The sequence below is a fragment of the Brotomerdimonas butyrica genome, from assembly GCF_025567305.1.
Classification (GTDB): Bacteria; Bacillota; Clostridia; order Peptostreptococcales; family Anaerovoracaceae; genus Lentihominibacter; species Lentihominibacter butyricus.
On record NZ_JAOQJP010000002.1, the window covers coordinates 283,022 to 302,368 of the forward strand.

Here is a 19,347-nt window from a genome sequence, read left to right on the forward strand (position 1 = left end):
TAAAAATACATATTAAAATATGCTCAGATAGCGTTCGCCTGTATCCGGCAGTACAACGACTATCCTCTTGCCTGCGTTTTCAGGTCTTGCTGCGACCTGTCCTGCCGCGTATACCGCAGCGCCGGCCGAAACTCCGACCAGCAGGCCTTCTGTCTTCGCGAGCGCTTTCATCGTTTCGAGCGCGTCGTCGTCGGTGACGGTTATGACTTCGTCCATGAGCTTCACTTCCAGCACTTCAGGGATGAAGTTCGCGCCTATTCCCTGGATCTTGTGCGGGCCGGCCTTGCCTTCTGTCACCAGCGGCGATGATGCGGGTTCCACGCCGATCACTCTGATGTCAGGATTTTTTTCCTTGAGGTATCTGCCGACGCCTGTTACTGTGCCGCCCGTTCCGAATGTCGCGATGAAGATATCCACATTTCCATCTGTCGCTTCCCAGATCTCCGGCGCAGTCGTCTCATAGTGCGCCTGCGGATTTGCAGGGTTCTCGAACTGCCCTGCTATGATGCTGCCCGGGATCTCTTTTGCCAGTGCCTCGGCTTTTTCCACGCTGCCCTTCATGCCTTCGTTCTTGTCAGTCAGGACGAGCTCGGCACCCAGTGCTGCCAGCAGCTTGCGCCTTTCCAGACTCATGCTCTCCGGCATCACCATGACAGCTTTGTATCCGCGCGCAGCGGCCGTCATCGCGATACCCACGCCTGTGTTGCCGCTCGTCGGCTCTATTATCGTGCCGCCCGGCTTGAGCCTGCCGCTTTTTTCCGCCTCGATGACCATATTGTATCCTACTCTGTCCTTGATGCTGCCCGCCGGATTGAACATCTCGACTTTTGCAACGATCTCTGCGCCTGCTCCGAAGCGTTCCTCCATCTTGTGGAGCCTGAGCAGCGGCGTGTTTCCTATAAGCTGTGTGACTGTGTCTTTGATATCCATTTTTCTCCTCCTCACTCGAAAATCAGAAATCAGAATTTCTCTACTCCCAGAACGTCCTCGTCCTCCATGTAAAGTATGTATCCGTGGCCCGGATCCGGGATCCACCTGTAAAAGTTGTCTTTTATTTTCGGGTAGATGCTTTCCAGTATCGCCGATATCGTGCCGCCGTGGCATACGATTATGGAAAGTGCCTCTTCGCTTTTGTGTCTCATGGAAAGCACTTTCAGCATGTGTTTTTTCTCGAAATCGTCAAAGCCTCTGACGATCCTCTTGTAAAACGCCTGCAGGCTTTCGCCGTTCGGCGGTGACAGTGTGCCCAGCTTGTCGGCTTTCCATGTCTGATAATGGTCAAGCACTTTGAGTTCGCCATGGCTCTTCATCTCATAATCTCCGAAGTTCATTTCCTTGAGCTGCGGCAGTATCTCGTGCTCTCTTTTTCCGTATATGATCTCCATCGTCTGTTCCGTGCGCCTGAGTCCCGTCGTGTAAAAGTCGGCGTTGCTGCCGTCGGGGTATATGCCTCGCTCCACGAGTCCTTTCAGCGATGCGATGCCTTCCTCCGCCAGCGGGATATCGGCATGTCCGTAATATAGCCTGTGTTTGTTTCCTTCTGTAATACCATGCCTTATCAGGCATATCTTGGATCTCATGTGAATCTTACCTGCTTTCCTGTGATAAAAAACGCTCTCCTGTGACTTCCGGCGGCCGAAACTATGATCGTCCGCGGCGCCCCGCCCGCAGAAGCTATGAATAATAGAACAAAAGTGGCTTCGCCACATATTTTCGTATGAAAATTTTGTTGATATTCAGGAAATATCGAAAGCGATATTTCCTACATAATAACATAAATCCCGGCATCTAGGAAGCCATGACATCAGAAATGTGACCGCCGGGAGATGCTGACGCGGGGCGATACATAGAGGCGGGCGCAGGGGCGAAACGGGACATTGACGCTCGCATAGAGATGGGATGACAGTACGGCAGTGCATAGAGGCGGGCGCAGAGAGGCGGTGCTACAGCGAGAGTTACCGGAAGGTGCCGAAGAGCACAATGACAATGTGACATGCAGGAGTGTGAAAAATCTGATATGATTTCCGCTGCCTTTATACGCGTATTATGCATTCGCTTTTTAGATTCCGGATTGCGATCGAAATGTGAAATATATAAAAATCGCGCCCGGCAGAGATGTTTTAATACAGTGCGTTGTACTTTTTTGAAGCGATTCCAACAGATTTCGTAACACGGCTTTTAGCCGGCCAAATCCTCACTTAAGGAACTGCCGTTTATTTGAGATATGAAGGATTTTTAATACTTTCTATGCATATTTATGCGTTTATCATTCATTTTATGCAGAATAATTGCATATACATTTTTTCCCAAACAAGCACTATTACGAAACCACCCGAAATAGCGAGTATTTTATACAATTGCCTTTTTTAGCATCTTTACATCGAATCCGATTTGGCAACTGCGCCATGATTTGATATAATGGTTCCAATATTCTTCCGTCGCTCAAGCGTCCTGTAAATAACTGCAAACGAAACACTGCAGCTTTGCATATACTAAAACTGCAGACTTTACATACGCCGGCGGAAATACCACAAGGGTGTAACCTGATGTCGATCTTCGATCGACAAACTAATGAACCACCACAGGGGTGTAACCTGAATGTCGATCTTCGATCGACAAACTAATGAAAGGATAGCTGATATGAATAAAAAACTGCGTGGAGATCTGATGCTGATACTTGCTGCTATGATCTGGGGAAGCGCTTTCGTGGCCCAAAAGAGCGGCGCTGACCTGATGGGCCCGATAGCATTCAACGGTATACGCATACTGATCGGAGGACTTGTACTGCTTCCGGTAATAAGCATAATGGACCGGCTCAAGGGAAGAACAAATACCGGAGCTGAAGGTGGTGCTGCTATGTCCATGACAAAGGAAGAAAAACGTGCCGCATGGAAAAATGCACTCAAGGGCGGCATACTGTGCGGACTTGCACTTGCAACAGCAGCCGGTCTGCAGCAGCTGGGGATCTGCTACACGACAGCAGGCAAGGCTGGTTTCATAACTGCGCTTTACGTGGTGATCGTACCGATTTTCGGGCTGGTTTTTCTCAAAAAGAAAGTGCGCCCCGTGATCTGGCTCTGCGTCATCGCATCTGCCATAGGACTGTATCTGCTCTGCATCCCTTCAGGCGGCGGATTCTCCCATCTCAACAAGGGAGATATGATCATGCCGATATGTGCGATCATGTTCGCTATGCATATACTTATCATTGACAACTTTTCACCGAAAGCCGACGGCGTGCGTCTTTCGTGCATACAGTTCCTGACCGCAGGTATCGTTTCGCTCTGCTTCATATGGCTGGATCCGCTTATCGGATTTTCCCTGCCGACACTGGATGCTGTGCTCTCAAACTGGCTGCCGCTGATCTACACCGGCGTACTTTCATGCGGCGTGGCATACACTTTCCAGATAATCGCGCAGGCCGATACAGATCCGACCGTCGCATCGATGATACTCTGCCTCGAATCTGTATTCGCAGTGATCGCAGGAATGCTGCTGCTCGGGGAAAGCATGGACATACGCGAGATCATCGGCTGTGTCATCATGTTCGCGGCGATCGTAGTCGCACAGCTTCCGGAGAAGCCTAAAGCTGGGCCTGCAGTGACATCAGAAGAATAGGGGAAGACAATGGATAAAACCGGACAGAAAAATGAACAGACAAGCAAGATGCCCGGCTCCGACAGCACTGGCACAACGCTTGAATCAAAACTCGAAAAACTCGGTTCCATACTCAGCGGATACGGAAAAATGACCGTTGCGCTGTCGGGAGGCGTCGACAGCGCCTTCCTGCTTTGCTTCGCATATAAAATATGGCACGATGACCGCATCGCTGCCCTGACTGCCTCCGGCCCGCACTTTGCACCTGACGAAACCGAATACTCCGCAGCGCTTTGCAAAAAACTCGGCATATCGCACGAGCTGATCCCGGTGGATCACATACTGCCGCTGATCGAGGACAACCCGGTCGACCGCTGCTACGTATGCAAAAAGGCGATTTTTTCGTCGATCAAAAAGCTCACGGATGAGCAGGGGCGTGTCCTGGCCGACGGAACGAACCTCGACGACATGAGCGATTACAGACCGGGGCACAAAGCACTGCAGGAGCTCAAGGTCGCCAGTCCGCTCAAGGAAGCCGGGCTCACGAAACAGGAGATCCGAACGGCTTTACATCAGCTGGCTGAAAGCGATCCGCTGATAAAGCAGGCGCTGACCGTGCCGTCGCCGAGCGGCAGCATCCCGATGTGGGAAAAGCCTGCGTTTGCATGCCTCGCATCCAGGATCCCTTACGGCGAGCAGATAACTCGCGAAAAGCTTGCAGCTGTATACAAGGCCGAATCATATCTGAGAGGTCTGGGGTTCACTCAGCTGCGCGTACGCCATCACGGTGACGTGGCCAGGATCGAAGTCCTGCCTGAAGACCGCAGCCGTTTTTATGATGAGGCTTTCATGGATATGGTGAATGAAGAGATAAAAAAATGCGGCTTCAAATTCGCCGCGCTCGATCTGGGCGGATACAGAATGGGCAGCCTGAACGGCTGAGATCGTCCGCACTCGCACGCATCATAGCGCCATCGACAAAGGAGAAAGAGGTCCGATGCCTTACCGGCTATGAGGAAGGCCGACCATAAATAATCGCAACAGGAGGAAAAAATGTCCGAAAACAAAAAATTCGATTACAATGACACCAATATAAAATACAGTTTTGACGATTTCATCGAGATCATCGCGCAACTGCGCGCTCCGGGCGGATGCCCGTGGGATATCAAGCAGACCCACGAATCGCTCAAAAAATGCCTGATCGAAGAGTCCGGCGAAGTCATCGACGCGATCGACAACAAAGATGACGTGAACCTTTGCGAGGAACTCGGCGATGTGCTCCTCCAGGTAGTCATGCATGCACAGATCGCAGCTGAAGAAGGCCGATTCACGATAGACGATGTGATCCAGGGCGTTTCCGAAAAAATGGTGCGCAGACACCCTCACGTATTCGGTGATGTGAAAGTCAGCTCCCCCGAGGAAAGCCTTGCGCTTTGGCAGGAGATCAAGAAAAAGGAAAAAGCCGAAGAGTAGCTTTACCACACTTCGACTTTCCACAAACGTTCCTCATCTATACCGATATCTGCGACCACTATCTTTCCGCAGTAAGGAGCTGCGAACTTCTGAAGATGCACCGGCTTCTTTGCATGAAAAGTCACAGTGCAGTGTGCTGAAACGCTTCTGGTTTCAAGCTCCTTCTCGTCGGTAAGGTCACCGCCAAGTCCGGATGGTATGTCGATCGCCACGACCATCGTGTCTTTGTGAGCGGGCAGATTCCCGGAATTTACCGAAAAGCTGTTTATATAGATCGCCGCTCTGAGGCCGTTACCTCTTAGCTTCCCGCGGAAACCGGTCCCGTAAATCGGGTCTACTATCACATCAGGGATCTCTTTCAGTTCCAGCAGTGCACGATCGTTCTCCACCATATCAGCAATGCTTATGCCGCGTTCCTTCAGCAGCTCAAAGTTGGTGATGCTGTTGGGAGTCTGCGGCGGACCGTCCACCAGCACGACTTTCACGGCATAGCCCTCATCGTGCAGAAGCCTTGCAACGACGAAGCCGTCTCCGCCGTTGTTTCCCTTGCCGCAGAAAATCAGCACTTTCTTCTGAAGACTGCGTTTGTCGACTCTGCTCACGAATCCGTTGCTGCCTTTTGTCATTATGTAAGCCGGTTTATCTTTCATGGCGCCCGCAGCACCTGCGTCACCGATGACCTTATCGAGCAAAGTGCCTGCCGGTGCAGTCTCTGCGACTTTTGCTTCCGGAATACCGGAGTTATCGCCGGCGGCCGTCATCGAAATGTCAGGCTTGCCCGTATATGCAGGCTTAGCAGAATTACCCGCACCTTTACCCGGAGCGGCTGATACATCTTTGCCGGAAGAACCCGCACCCTGATCCCCGACAGACCCCGCACGCGTTATGATGCTCCTGTAGTCCACAGTTTCCATTATCACTTCAGCCGCGCGGGTACCTGCGTTTTCCATCATCTGATAATATGACAGTCCATCCTCGTCTGCTCTTCTTTCGAGGATCTTCATCTGACCACATGTCACAAAATGTTCTCTGCCCATGACAACTACTCCATCACGCTCATATCGAGTCCGTCATATCCGGCAAGGAATTCTCTCATCACATCCGCGATCACCTTGCAGCCGCCTTCGATGTCTGCCGCCATATTGAGCGGAAGGATCGGGTCGTGCAGCGACTTTCTGAGAAGGCACCAGCCGTCCGCAAAGTTTATCCTCACGCCTTCATAGTTTGGCTCTTCAAGCGAAAGCTCGTCCGACTCCTCCGCAAAAGCTTTGAGACCCGCCAGGACTTTATCTCCGTATCCCGCAAAATCCGCACTTACAATCGGTATGCGCACTTCCTTTTCATCGGCAGGATCCTGCAGATCCTCGATCACGCTGTCGAGCGTCTTTCCTTCCTTCCTGAGCTGCGCCGCTTTTATCACGATCTTCGTCGCCAGATACGCGCCGTCATCGAGAAAGTAATTCTCTTTCAACGCAGCATGCCCGGAAGTCTCTATCGCCAGCTGGCAGTCGATCCCTTCCTCATTGAGTTCCTGCGCCTTGTTTATCACGTTCTTATATCCTCTCTTGAATCTCAGGTGTCTGAGCCCAAGTCTGTTTTCTATGAAATCAGTCAGCTGTCTGCTCGTGATGCTGTCGGTCACGACCGTCGTACCCGGGTGTTCCTCTGCAACGAGAGCTGCCGCCATCGCAACGATGCCGTTTCTGGCGATCTCTCTGCCCTTTCCGTCTACAGCCGCCGATCTGTCCACGTCGGTATCGAATATAAGTCCGAAATCCGCACCCGACGATATCACTTTTGTCATGATCGAATTCATCGCATCGCGATCCTCAGGATTCGGCGCATGGTTGAGAAACATGCCGTCAGGCTCCAGGAACTGGCTCGCTGACACGTCAGCGCCAAGAGGCTTCAGCACGCGCTTTGCATAAAATCCGCCGCTGCCGTTTCCTGCATCCACCACTATCTTCATTCCCTCGAGAGGTCTGTCTCCATTGTCAGCACCCTTCACGATGAGGTTTTTCAGATGATCGCAGTACACCGTCATCACATCGCCCTCAACCATCGGGTAGACCAGCTTGCCGAAATCTCTGACCCTGGCATCGTGATTGCTGGGCTCCCCGAGCTTCGCTCTACAGGCCTCCTCATCAGCAGCATACTCCAGGATCTGTGCGATATCTCCCTTGTTCAGGCCGCCTTCAGCCGTGAAAAACTTGAATCCGTTCCTGTTGTACGGCAGATGGCTGGCAGTCACCATGATGCCCGCATCGCATGCAAACTCCGGAAACACCGTTGTCATGAACATCGCCGGCGTCGATGCGAGTCCGCAGTCGTACACCTTTACACCATAAGGTCCGAAGCCATTCATCATTCCCTGCACCAGGCGCTTTCCCGAAATTCTCGGATCACGTCCGACCGCAACGGTCAGATCCTCCGGCTTTTTCCCCGATCTATCGCTGAGCCAAACCACGAACCCGCGCGCTATATCCTCCGCAACGTCCGGAGTCAGGTTGGGCAGTTCCCCCGGAACACCCGTTATCGCAATCCCTCTTATATCGCTTCCGTTCTGCAGTTTTTTATAATTCTTCATTTGCTTATCTCCTAATAAATATGTTTTCTGTTAAGATCCGGCTGCTTTCGCAGCCGCTACATTTATTATAGTCTAAGCCGGGGACACATAAAAGGAATTATTTTCTTTTTTCGACATTGTTCTCATGTGCAAAGCGCAGGCGCACGCGATGCAGGCTGCCTGCGACCAGCAGCATGACCAGGCTCAGAGCAAACCAGGCAAGCGAAAACAGCGGGCAGACCTGTCCCATTATATTGCCCGGCTGATCTGAATAGTCCCAGACATGCCATTTGAACCACATATTCACTATGATGCCTACAAAAAATTCGAATACCGTAAAGATGCAGGCTCCCGCTGCGGCTTTCACCAGCGTAGGAGCTCTGTCGTTCTCTTTGAGATAGTAATAGAATGTCAGCAGACAGGCTCCCCCGGTCAGCGCCATCGACCAGTGAGTATACCCTCTGAACATATATTCAATTATAGAATACCCTGCGGCTCCCGCAAAAAACACTATAATACTCATACTTATAGTATCTGCCGGCCGCAGGGATGTAGTCATGTTATTTTTATGAAAATCGCAGCGTTTCGCATGCCGGGTTATTCATCGGATCCTTCGGTTTCTTCCCTTTTTTCGGTTTCTTCCGCTCCATCCGCTGCGCCGGATACGGTATCGTCATCCGCCTTAGCCCGGAGGTCTCCCGCGACGTGCTCCTGATCGTCTGCAGACTCAGCACCTGCAGCCTTTACCTGAAGATCCCCGGAATCCTCAGCTTTCTCTGGATCGCCCGAGGCACCCTCCGCCTCCACGCTCAGCGCGCCGATCGTGTCCTGCATGTCCGTTGATACATACAGACTTTCGTCTGCGGATGCTTTGCAGGTCCCGAAGCTCTGCGCTTTCTGCAGCATGCTTATGATCCTGCCTGCGGCGAACAGGAGCGCGCCGTAAACGAAATAGCTTATCGAACCGGTCACGATGTACTGGACCGCGTCGAGCTTCATGTCTGACAGAGTCATCCCGTAGCTGCTCGCATAATTTACGACGTACATGGAATTGACCACGATCATGTAAATGCAGATCGCCATGAGCACTGCTGCGGCGATGTAAAACGCTTTCACGATGCCTGATGTTTTCTGTCCTGATGTCTTTTTTCTGCCTGTTCTGTTTGTCGATCTCATCAAAATTACCTCACATATCATTTATAATTACATTATTTTTACATATTATTCATCACATGTGTGTAACTGCGATGCTGGAAATATGCTCGGTTTGTGTGCTTTTTTTCTTGTGATTTTCACAGAACGGCGCTTATCTTTGATGGGAATCGCTGTTTTTATATTTTGCACATTATATAATTGAATGTATACATATTCAATGGTACTCTAATAAGGCAGGCTTAGACGCAGGAGAAATATATAAGAGATATAGAAGAAATACAGGAAAGATACAGGAGATATTTTATGGATCAGATGAAGCTTTCTTCAAACTTTAAAAATAAGAGACAGACCGTGATGAGAGCCTTGAAGTGCGCCTTTCCATATACGATACCGATATTCGCCGGGTTCTGGTTTCTCGGCCTCACATACGGGATATATATGAACGTTTCCGGATTCAGCTTCTGGTATCCGATGTTCATGAGCATGACTATTTTTGCCGGTTCGGTGGAATTCATAACCGTGAATCTGCTGCTGGGTGCGTTCAACCCGATCCAGGCGCTCGCGATGGCGCTGATGGTAAATGCACGGCATGTTTTTTACGGGCTGTCGATGCTGGACAGGTTTCGCGGCACCGGCTGGAAAAAGCCGTATCTGATCTTCGGCATGTGTGACGAATCGTTTTCGATAAATTATTCGGCTGAGATCCCGGAGGATGTGAATCGCGGCTGGTTCATGTTTTTCGTCACGCTGCTGAACCAGCTTTACTGGGTCACGGGGTCCACGCTCGGCGGCCTGTTCGGTTCGCTGATAAGATTCAATACGGACGGGCTTGAGTTCGCTATGACTGCGATGTTTGTCGTGATTTTTATGGAACAGTGGTTAAAGGAAAGGCAGCACGCGTGCTCGCTGATCGGGCTTGGTGTCTCTCTGCTGTGTCTCGTGCTGTTCGGCGCGGATGATTTTATCATTCCATCCATGATCGCGATACTGGGTATCCTGACGATCATCAGGAAGCCGATCGAGAAAAGGCTGTGACCGGATGATGGGTACAGGCAGATGCGCACTGCAGAGTTTTGCAAAAGCTGCAGGATGTCGCCCTTCGGGTGGCGACAGATAGATGAAGTACCCCAGGGGTGCAACCTGATGTCGTTCCTAACAGGGAACGACAAACATATGAATCGCCGCAGGGCATACCTTAATGTCGGCTCTCAGCCGACAAACATATGAAGCACCACAGGGGTGTGACCTTTATGTCGACCTGTAGTCGACAAATATATGAAAGGATTTTTTAAATGATGACTTTAACGCAGCAGATCGTCACGATCGCGATGGTCATTCTGGGAACGATGCTGACCAGATTTGTACCGTTTTTCGTTTTCCCTGCCGGAAAACCTACACCTAAATATGTGCAGTATCTCGGGAATGTATTGCCGCCTGCAGTCTTTGGACTGCTGATAATATACTGTCTGAAAAATGTCAGCATCTTCACGGGCAGCCACGCTATACCCGAATTACTGGCGATCACGCTGGTGATCGCCCTCCACACATGGAAACGCCAGATGCTGCTTTCGATCGCCGGCGGCACGATATTTTACATGATACTCGTGCAGTTCATATTCTAAGGCGTTTGGGGCATTTACCAAAACTTTATTTACTCACTTTTATCTTTGGTATTTTTACCCCCAAAATGCCCCCCGTAGCGCTATCTAAAAACCAAAAACTCACCTCAGACAAGCGACTTTTAGCATTTTCTCACGTTAAAATGCTCTATTTTCCAAGAAAAAATACCAAGAAGATGACTTTGGATCCAGCTTCTTGGTATCATGACCATTTTCAAATCTGATTTTTTTAAGGATAATGCTAAAAATAGATTGTCCTTATTTCATTTTTGGTATTTTCACAGTACCGGAGAGTTCTCTCACGCAAACGAATCATACGCCTTGATCTACACACAATCACAAGCTCACACATCCGGCCACAAACACCGCATGGCTCTATGGGCTGCCGACTGCGATCAGCCCCATATGATCACACAATCACAGGTCCGCCCGCAGGTCAGCACCTAGCGCTTGTCCTTAATAAACTCCGCGATGTTGCGGAATTCGATCTCTGCGCGTTTTATCATCGATTCGTCCGTCGCGAAGGCCACATGCGGTGTAACGACTGTATTCTTTGCATTTATCAGCGGTTCATCCGCATCGAGCGGCGGCTCCTTATCGAACACGTCGATCGCCGCGCCTGCGATCCTGCCGCTGTTCAGCGCATCGGCGAGAGCCTTCGTATCGACCACCGGCCCGCGTGCAGTATTTACGAGAACTGCGGTCTCTTTCATGAGCGCCAGTTCTTCTGCTCCGATCATTCCGCGAGTCTCATCAGTGAGCGGCACATGCAGCGAAACCACATCCGCCTGCGCCAGCAGCTCCTCAAGGCTCACATAGCGAACACCCGCAACTTTGCCCGGCGTTCTGCTGTATGCGATCACGTCCATCCCGAAAGCAGCTGCAAGCTTTGCAACTCTGGCGCCGATCGCGCCGGTCCCGACGATTCCCATCGTCCTGCCTTCGAGCTCGAACCCGATCAGTCCGGCTTTCGTGCCGCCATTGCGGGCAGCTGTATCGCACTTGCCGATGTTCCTGCAAAGATCCAGCAGCAGTCCGAAAGTCAGCTCTGCCACTGCCGTCGTGGCGTATCCCGCGCAGTTCTGCACTTTTATGCCGCGCTCCTCGCAGTACTTGAGATCGACATGGTCAAGACCCGTGAATGCCACCGCCAGCATCTTTACATTTTCGCATTTTTCCAGTACTTCCCGCGGAAATGGCAGGTTACCGATCGCGATTATATCTGCGTCGCGGCCGCGCCTGCCGAGCTCCTCCACGTCGGTCGTCCTCGTATCGTAACAAACTATTTCAACATCATTGCCCACGGCCTCGCGCGCGATCTGCATGAATTTTTCCTGCTCCACGCCGAGAGGCTCCATAACTGCTATTCTCATATCTGCACATCTCCATTTCTTCTGGTATATCCAGATTATATGCTCTGAACGGCCGCGAGTCAACAGGACTCAGGCGCAGAAATCGCAGGCGTACTGATCATCAGCGGGGTGTGACGGGCATGCCTGCCGTCATACATGCACAGCGATGCGCGTCCACCCTTACTCCATCGCTGCCAGGAATTCCGCCTTCATGCTGCAGCCGAGCTCGTATCCGAGATCCGCAAACGTCTTATCCATCGCATCGAGCGTCATCGCCATGTCATCGACATTGGCATTTTCACCCATGTGCCCGATCCTGATCACCTTTCCTGCCAGCACATCGAAGCATCCGGAGATCATCACATTGTACTTGTCCCTCATCGTCGACAGGATCTGCTCGTCCGTCAGTCCATCAGGCACCTCGATAACCGTAACGGTGTTCGCATATCCCTCCTTCAGATAAAGCGACAGCCCGGCCTTGCACACCGCCTGCCTCGTCGCAGCTGCGATCTTTGCATGGCGCTCCACGATATCCGGCTCAGCCTTCACGTTGTCCACCGCGACCCTTAAACCGTTGATATCACTGATCGGCATCGTGTACGGGAACCACTTGTCCTCGTAATAAGTTTTGAACGTCAGGATGTTCGCGTAAAACGCAGCGATCGGCGTCTTGCGGTTTTCCATGGCAGCCATGGCCTTGTCGCTCACCCAGAGCATCGTCAGTCCTGCCGGAGCAGAAAGCGCCTTCTGCGAGCCGCCGCAGAGTATGTCGATCTGGCTTTCGTCCACATTCACGTACTCGCCGAACATTCCGGCCACGGAGTCCACCACTGAAAGTATGCCGAACTCCGCGAGCATCGGGCAGATCACCGAAACGTCGTTGATCACACCGCTCGGAGTGTCGCAGTGCACTACTGTCGCATATTTGAAGTCCGAGTCTTTTTCGAGGAAAGCTCTCAGCTCTGCCGCGTCGATCGGTTTCTGATAGTCCGACGTGAACAGCACAGGCTCGCCTCCGTACATCTTTACAAAATCCGCAAAGCCTTTTCCGAATATGCCGTTATCGAGCACGAGCACTCTGTCTCCCGGCTCTGTCAGCGACGCGCACGCCGCTTCAAGCCCGAGTATGCCCTCGCCGCCAAGTATATATGCCGTTCCCGACGAATGCAGGAGCTCCTGCAGCAGATCGCACGTCTCCTTGTAAAATTCGCAGAAAGCCACATCCAGATCAGGGTTCGTGGTCTCCAGACTCCTTGCCATTCTCACGTTTTCACGGACCTGCGTCGGTCCCGCCGTCATTATCTTGTACATATCATTACCTCCTCGTTGTATTTCCGATATCCTTTATATACTCATAAAGCCCGGGACCGTAACGGCCCGGGCTGTTCCATGCATTAAGATGCGATTAGTATCTTGCTGCGATCTCCTTTAATTTTCCTGCAAACGGCACTACGATGATACCTGCCACTACGACCTGCACCACGTTGCCCGGGATCGAGCCGAACGGAGCGATCCAGTTTCCGTAAAGGATGACTTCTGCAAAATAGTATCCTACGATTTTTATGACCAGTGCAGCCGCAACTGCGATAGTGTTTGCCACTACCGGACGTACCCTGAGCTTTTCAGAGATCGTACCTGCTACGAATCCCATGATGCCCACGATTATAAATGTGAACGGCGCCCATGCTGTCCAGCCTGAGATCAGGTCAAAGAGACCCATTCCTATGCCGCCTGCGATAGCACCTGTCTTTCTTCCGTATATGAATGCCCCCAGAAAAAGCGGCACGTTTCCAAGATGGATAAGTCCGCCATTGCCGATAAACGGCAGTCTGATGTTGATAAACATCGTTGCGACCAGCGTCAGCGCGATAAAAAGACCGTTGATGACCAGCATCTTAGTCTTGCTCTGCGGTGTAACTGTACCTGTGTTTGTGTTCATTTTGTTTCCTCTCTCGTTTATATCATTTTTGGTTTCTGTAATTACTGTTAAATATCATACATCAGTACTATACTTATTAAAATATACAAAATTATTTATTTTTATAATAACAGATATGCTTTTTAACCATATTAAGCGTACAGAAATGGTAAAGAACGTGCAATTATATGAGAATATTCGGGACAGTTCGGCAGCGTACATGATTTCCGGCCGCCGGCCGGCACCGCACGAAAACCGGCAGACCGCGTTGAAAAAGGCACGCCGATGTCGCGCAAATGTCTGCCATCCTGCAAGCCTCCGCTTGACTTTTTTGCAAATGAAAAATATAATGATCTCTAAACGAGCAGCAAACTTGCGTAAGTCCAGTTTTGCCGCTCGTTTTATTTTTAAACTTGATATGATAGTAAAAAGTGTGTAGCTCATCAGCGTAAGTCCAGCTTATATGACAGCGCACACTTTTTTTATGCGGAAGAAGGAGGGTTACAACAAAATGACAGAAAGTCACAAAATGAAAGATATGCCGGTCAGCAAACTGATGATCCGGATGGGGATCCCGATGATCCTTTCCATGGCACTGCAGGCGGTGTACAACATCGTGGACAGCGCTTTCGTAGGCAACATGAGAACCGGCAGCGAATCGGCGCTGAATGCGCTTACGCTGGTGTTCCCGGTACAGATGCTCATGGTCGCTGCCGGGATCGGAACAGGCGTCGGCGCCAACGCGCTTCTCGCCAGGACGCTCGGGCAGGGGGACAATGCAAAGGCTGCAAAGGTCGCCGGAAACAGCCTGTTTCTCGGTGTCGTCATCTATGCGGCATGTCTGCTGTTCGGGATCTTCGGCGTGAAAGCATACATTTCTTCGCAGACAGCAGATGCGGAAGTCCTTGAAATGGGAACGGTCTATCTGAGGATATGCTGCATCCTTTCGTTCGGGATCGTTTTCTTCTCGCTGTTTGAAAAGCTGCTGCAGGCGACCGGCCGCTCGCTCTACTCCACGATCGGGCAGGTCACGGGAGCAGTGATAAACATCATCCTCGATCCGATCATGATATACGGCCTCGGACCCATTCCTGAAATGGGTGTCGCGGGCGCTGCGTACGCAACGGTTATCGGCCAGATAGCATCGGCGGTGCTGCTGTTTGCCTTCCATATCAGGCTGAACAAAGAATTCGAGCACGGCGCGATGTACCTTAAACCCGACGCTGGCATCATCCGCGGGATATATGTGATCGGACTTCCTGCGATCATCGCGCAGGCGCTCATGTCGATCATGGTCTATGCGATGAATCTGATCCTCAAATTCGATCCGTCGGCTCAGACGGCATACGGACTGTTTTATAAAGTACAGCAGTTCGTGCTTTTCCTCTCTTTCGGACTGCGTGACGCGATCACTCCGATCATAGCGTTCGCACACGGGATGGGCAACAAGGAAAGGATCCGCAGCGGCATCAGATGCGGTCTTTTATATACAGCCGTACTGATGGTGATCGGGGTCATCATCACAGAGATCTTCCCTGGAGCGTTCGCCTCGCTGTTCAACGCCGGACAATCGCGGGAATATTTCATCAGCGCGATGCATATCATTTCAATCAGCTTTATTTTCGCGGGAATCAATGTAGCTTTTCAGGGAATCTATCAGGCGCTGGGCCGCGGTATGGAATCGCTTGTCATCTCACTCTTGAGGCAACTCGTCATCATACTGCCGCTGGCAGGGGTGTTCTCCATATTCGTCAGGAACGGCCAGGCGGATGCCACACTGATCTGGTGGTCGTTCCCAATCACCGAATTCCTGGCTTGCGCAGTCGGGTATGTATTTTTGAAGAGGATAACGAAACGAGAGCTCTGTGTTTTGGATTGACGGGCAGTCGGTAATGGATACTGGCCGCGGTGTGTTCACAGCCTGCATGGCGTTCACACGGTCTGCACAGCGATTTCAGCCATAAAGCAGGAAAATCGGGTGTCAATGGCGGAAAAATGGAAATCATGCACTCCACTATGGCGGCTGCGATCCGCATCGCCAATAAGCAATTATCATTTTTCAGCCATATAACTTGCATCCGGAGGAACTCTGGCTGAAATATGGAAATTCATACGAAATCCTAACAAGAGTTGCTTTGTAAGAAAGCACCCCGTCGCTTCTATCAGGCATACGATTTCCAGATTTCAGCCACAGCGCCCCAAATATCATACGCTTTTGGCTGAAACAGCTGCGACAAACTGGACGCGAAAAATCCAGATAAGTCCACAGCAAATATAACGACACATACGAAAGAGAGCTCCCCCTCCCCCGCGCAAAAATCATAGCTCAAAAGAGAATGCCACAAGAAATCAGCGCCTACAATAGAATGCCATACAAAAAACAAAACTCAAAATACGCTACACAAATCAAGGGCAGCGGAATCAACGACTCAAAATCACCAATCGTTGACTCCGCTGCCCTCTCATAACACAAAAACAGGGAAATATCGTTTCCGATATTTCCCCACATCATACAAAATACGAATAACAAGCTCTATAAAGTAAAATTGTCGATAAGCCTTGTCTTTCCGATATATACCGCCATCGCGACCAGATCGCCTGACTTGAGGACATCTTTCGGCATCAGCGTCAAACCGTCGACTGCTTCGATGTAGTCGATCTTTGCCAGCGGTTCTGCCGCAACGATCGCAGTCATGATATCCTTTATCTCACCGGCAGGCACGCCTTCGCCCTCACAGTCAAATTCCTCTTCGATCGCCTTTTCCGCAGCCTTTATAGAACGACTGAGTACCAGTGCCGCCATCCTCTCCTTATCGCTGAGATAAGAATTCCTGCTGGACTTTGCAAGCCCGTCAGCCTCGCGGACGATCGGACACCCCACGATCTCTATATCGAAATTCATATCTCTTACCATCTGCCTGATGACCGCCAGCTGCTGCGCGTCTTTCTGTCCGAAATACGCTCTGTCCGGCGTCACGATATTGAAAAGCTTGCTGACTACCGTGCAGACGCCGCGGAAATGTCCCGGTCTGCTCTTGCCGCAGAGCTGCTTTGTCATCTCGGTCTCGAGGTTTACATAAGTCCCGAATCCAGGCGGATACATCTCCTCGACTTCCGGATGGAAAACCATGCTGCAACCCTTTTCCTCGAGAAGGCGGCAGTCATGCTCGAAGTCTCTCGGATAGCTGTCGAGATCCTCGCCGACGCCGAACTGCGTCGGGTTCACGAATACGGATGCCACAACGCGGTCACACTGTGAAACAGCCGCCGCCACCAGCGAGGCATGTCCCTCGTGGAGCGCGCCCATCGTAGGCACCAGACCCACCGTCAGGCCTTCCGCTTTCCATTTCTTTACCTGTTTTCTCACATCATTTACAGTCGTTGCTATTATCATACTGATCTCCAATCTTACACTTTTTACATCTGTGATGCCGGGGCATGGCCGACGCCCAGAGGAGCCGCGCCATCAATGTGCACCGCGCATCGGTCGCAGGCAGCTGCGGGCGCCGCATAACGCGCCGGGTGAAATCGGGTGCTGCCCGGCCGGCCCGCCTAAATGCGAATGCATGCACTCTGCCGGGAATCCGGACGTCGCCAGTCTACACTCGCACGCTGCGCCTATTTATCCTTTAACTTCTCTATTATATCATCGTCTATCTTAAAACCATGCGCCTCCGTCGGGAACACTCCCTCCTTGACTTCGCGGTCATAATCTTTGAACGCCTTGACCATAGTCTCGCCGACATTTGCAAAATGCTTTACGAATTTAGGCACATAGTCTGTGAACAGACCCAGCATATCCTGCCATACGAGCACCTGGCCGTCGCAACCTTCGCCTGCGCCGATGCCGATAGTCGGGATCATCAGCTTTTCGCTGATCAGTGCAGCCAGCTTTGACGGAACACATTCCATCACCACTGCAAAAGCGCCGGCCTCCTGAACGTCGTACGCATCCTGAAGGATCTGGGCTGCCGCTTCCTCGCTCTTGCCCTGCACCTTGAATCCGCCGAACGCGTTCACCGACTGCGGAGTCATTCCGATATGCGCGACTACCGGGATGCCTGCATCCGTGATCGCCCTGATATGCTCCGTAACAGCCGCCCCGCCTTCGAGCTTGACAGCGTTCGCACCTGTTTCCTTGATAAGTCTTCCTGCGTTCACGACAGCGTCATATACTGACGGCTGATATGACATGAACGGCATGTCCATAACGACAAATGTATTTTCAACACCTCTGACTACTGCTGCTCCGTGGTGGATCATATCCTCCATCGTCACCGACAACGTGTCCTTGTATCCCAGCATGGTATTTCCCAGGGAATCCCCTACCAGTATCATGTTGATTTCGGAAGCTTCCATGAGCTTTGCCGTAGAGTAATCATAGCATGTTAGCATCGATATTTTCTCGCCATCCTGCTTCATTTTCAATAAGCTTGCAACAGTGTTCTTCATTGTTCTTCTCCTTTTCCTAACAGCTGCGACATCTCGGCATAGTCTCTGTCCGGGTGCCTCTGCTGCGCCATCTTCACGAGTCTGCAGCTGAGCAGCCTGTAAAGTTCTTTTTCGTTTTCATCCTTTAAACATTCGATATGCTTCCTGACTGTGCCCGTATCGTTTCTCTCGATAGGTCCGGTCAGACTTGCGGTGGGCCCTGCCTGTGCGATATGCGCCATATTTCCTGTCAGTATCGGCGCAAGTGCCTTCACGGCTGATTCTTCGGTGAATCCGCATCGCGTCATCAGCTCGATGCTCTGATCGATGAGTCCGCAGACGAGATTGCTCGCGATCGCCGCTGCACAGTGATAAGTCGTTTTATCGTCTCCGTTTATGATGCTCGTCGGATTGCCCATCAGCTCGAGATCCTCTCTCAGATTCAGAAATTGCCTGCTGTGCTCTCCGTTTCTGCCGCCTTCCAGAGTAAAAAAAACACCCGTCAGTTCTTTGTAAGCATTGTATTTATCGCTTACTGCGAACAGCGGATGGATAGAATATCCGAACGCACCTGTCTCTTCGATGCCGTGGAATGCATCTGCGGAAGACATCGCGCCACTACAGTGACATATCGTTTTTCCATTGATATCGTATTCTCTGACCTGCTGCCAGGTCTCCTGAATACTGCCGTCAGGAACTGTCAGGAAGACAACGTCGCACTCATCTGTCAGATCTCTGATAGTTTCGTATTCTTTCGAATGCGTAAAATGTGCCGCTTCTTTTGCTGACGAACTGCTTCGGCTGTAATAGCCTTTTACATTCAGACTGCTCTCCTGCCTCTTGTACGGTTCCTCCGCTCCACCGGTCTCCTGCGCGTGTTCCACAAAATACCTGCCGAGGCTGCAGCCTACTTTTCCTGCTCCAATAAACCCTATATTCAATTTATCGACCTCCTTAAAATCCTGTTAAATCTTTTAAGAGCGCCGACTCCCCGTCTCGTTCCTCTCGGATATAAGCGTCCGGCCTGCTGCCGTCCACGGAAAATGAATATGTCAGTTTTTTATTTTACTCCGGTATAGTTTCATAAACGAATACCACCCATCCTCACATAGGATACCATAATGCCGGATCGAAGAAAAGAAAATTTTGAGAAAACCGGGGATGTTTTAGGTGATGTTTCAGCATATTTCAGACCGGCTGATCAGGAGGCTTGCTGATCAGGAAATCATCAAAAAA

At 51.1% G+C, this 19,347-nt stretch carries 18 protein-coding genes; 6 read left to right on the plus strand and 12 right to left on the minus strand.

Annotated features, from left to right (window positions below):
* Positions 1 to 12 precede the first annotated feature (12 nt).
* Complete coding sequence (gene cysK / locus OCV59_RS02630; RefSeq protein ID WP_147592884.1) at positions 13 to 930, minus strand: cysteine synthase A; 918 nt, start codon at positions 928 to 930, stop codon at positions 13 to 15.
* Positions 931 to 959: 29 nt separating this feature from the next.
* The gene (locus OCV59_RS02635; protein ID WP_262584066.1) at positions 960 to 1,580 is read right to left on the minus strand and encodes a histidine phosphatase family protein; all 621 of its coding nucleotides are present in this window, start codon (positions 1,578 to 1,580) and stop codon (positions 960 to 962) included.
* A gap of 1,060 nt (positions 1,581 to 2,640) precedes the next feature.
* Between OCV59_RS02635 and OCV59_RS02640 the strand changes: the two genes are divergently transcribed.
* The 3 genes from OCV59_RS02640 (at position 2,641) to OCV59_RS02650 (ending at position 5,070) form a co-directional block, all read left to right on the plus strand.
* Entirely contained in the window at positions 2,641 to 3,618 is a 978-nt protein-coding gene (locus tag OCV59_RS02640) for a DMT family transporter (RefSeq protein WP_147592888.1), read from the plus strand.
* Positions 3,619 to 3,627: 9 nt separating this feature from the next.
* A complete protein-coding gene (larE, locus tag OCV59_RS02645; RefSeq protein WP_262584067.1) occupies positions 3,628 to 4,539 on the plus strand; it encodes an ATP-dependent sacrificial sulfur transferase LarE in 912 nt (303 codons plus the stop codon).
* A 111-nt stretch (positions 4,540 to 4,650) separates the two neighbouring features.
* Positions 4,651 to 5,070: a MazG family protein gene (locus OCV59_RS02650; protein ID WP_147592890.1), complete on the plus strand. Its 420-nt coding sequence runs from the start codon at positions 4,651 to 4,653 to the stop codon at positions 5,068 to 5,070.
* A gap of 2 nt (positions 5,071 to 5,072) precedes the next feature.
* Here the strand turns inward: OCV59_RS02650 and OCV59_RS02655 are convergent, their stop codons facing one another.
* The 4 genes from OCV59_RS02655 to OCV59_RS02670 form a co-directional block, all read right to left on the minus strand.
* Positions 5,073 to 6,107, minus strand: a complete 1,035-nt coding sequence (locus OCV59_RS02655) for an NAD(P)H-hydrate epimerase (protein WP_147592892.1) — start codon at positions 6,105 to 6,107, stop codon at positions 5,073 to 5,075.
* A 5-nt stretch (positions 6,108 to 6,112) separates the two neighbouring features.
* A complete protein-coding gene (locus tag OCV59_RS02660) occupies positions 6,113 to 7,657 on the minus strand; it encodes a phosphohexomutase domain-containing protein (protein WP_147592894.1) in 1,545 nt (514 codons plus the stop codon).
* 97 nt (positions 7,658 to 7,754) lie between these two features.
* On the minus strand, positions 7,755 to 8,159 hold the full coding sequence (locus tag OCV59_RS02665; protein WP_262584068.1) for a putative ABC transporter permease: 405 nt from the start codon (positions 8,157 to 8,159) through the stop codon (positions 7,755 to 7,757).
* Positions 8,160 to 8,233: 74 nt separating this feature from the next.
* On the minus strand, positions 8,234 to 8,812 hold the full coding sequence (locus OCV59_RS02670; protein ID WP_147592898.1) for a hypothetical protein: 579 nt from the start codon (positions 8,810 to 8,812) through the stop codon (positions 8,234 to 8,236).
* 291 nt (positions 8,813 to 9,103) lie between these two features.
* Here OCV59_RS02670 and azlC point away from each other — a divergent pair, with 291 nt between their 5' ends.
* Together azlC and OCV59_RS02680 are read left to right on the plus strand one after the other, a co-directional pair.
* Positions 9,104 to 9,826, plus strand: a complete 723-nt coding sequence (gene azlC, locus OCV59_RS02675) for an azaleucine resistance protein AzlC (RefSeq protein ID WP_147592956.1) — start codon at positions 9,104 to 9,106, stop codon at positions 9,824 to 9,826.
* A 260-nt stretch (positions 9,827 to 10,086) separates the two neighbouring features.
* Positions 10,087 to 10,413, plus strand: coding sequence for a branched-chain amino acid transporter permease (locus OCV59_RS02680; RefSeq protein WP_147592958.1), 327 nt, complete (start codon positions 10,087 to 10,089; stop codon positions 10,411 to 10,413).
* Between the two features lie 440 nt (positions 10,414 to 10,853).
* Here OCV59_RS02680 and OCV59_RS02685 read toward each other — a convergent pair whose 3' ends face one another.
* The 3 genes from OCV59_RS02685 to OCV59_RS02695 form a co-directional block, all read right to left on the minus strand.
* Positions 10,854 to 11,783 (minus strand): NAD(P)-dependent oxidoreductase, encoded by a 930-nt coding sequence (locus OCV59_RS02685; RefSeq protein ID WP_147592900.1) that lies wholly within the window; start codon positions 11,781 to 11,783, stop codon positions 10,854 to 10,856.
* A 159-nt stretch (positions 11,784 to 11,942) separates the two neighbouring features.
* Positions 11,943 to 13,073: a pyridoxal-phosphate-dependent aminotransferase family protein gene (locus OCV59_RS02690; RefSeq protein ID WP_147592902.1), complete on the minus strand. Its 1,131-nt coding sequence runs from the start codon at positions 13,071 to 13,073 to the stop codon at positions 11,943 to 11,945.
* Positions 13,074 to 13,167: 94 nt separating this feature from the next.
* Positions 13,168 to 13,701 (minus strand): ECF transporter S component, encoded by a 534-nt coding sequence (locus tag OCV59_RS02695; RefSeq protein ID WP_147592904.1) that lies wholly within the window; start codon positions 13,699 to 13,701, stop codon positions 13,168 to 13,170.
* A 490-nt stretch (positions 13,702 to 14,191) separates the two neighbouring features.
* Between OCV59_RS02695 and OCV59_RS02700 the strand changes: the two genes are divergently transcribed.
* Positions 14,192 to 15,559: an MATE family efflux transporter gene (locus OCV59_RS02700; protein ID WP_147592906.1), complete on the plus strand. Its 1,368-nt coding sequence runs from the start codon at positions 14,192 to 14,194 to the stop codon at positions 15,557 to 15,559.
* 654 nt (positions 15,560 to 16,213) lie between these two features.
* Here the strand turns inward: OCV59_RS02700 and panC are convergent.
* From panC to OCV59_RS02715, 3 genes are all read right to left on the minus strand, one after another.
* Entirely contained in the window at positions 16,214 to 17,074 is an 861-nt protein-coding gene (gene panC, locus OCV59_RS02705) for a pantoate--beta-alanine ligase (RefSeq protein WP_147592908.1), read from the minus strand.
* Between the two features lie 224 nt (positions 17,075 to 17,298).
* The gene (panB, locus tag OCV59_RS02710; protein WP_147592910.1) at positions 17,299 to 18,132 is read right to left on the minus strand and encodes a 3-methyl-2-oxobutanoate hydroxymethyltransferase; all 834 of its coding nucleotides are present in this window, start codon (positions 18,130 to 18,132) and stop codon (positions 17,299 to 17,301) included.
* Positions 18,129 to 19,052 (minus strand): Rossmann-like and DUF2520 domain-containing protein, encoded by a 924-nt coding sequence (locus OCV59_RS02715; protein WP_147592912.1) that lies wholly within the window; start codon positions 19,050 to 19,052, stop codon positions 18,129 to 18,131. The genes panB and OCV59_RS02715 overlap by 4 nt, the downstream gene beginning before the upstream one ends.
* Positions 19,053 to 19,347: the final 295 nt, after the last annotated feature.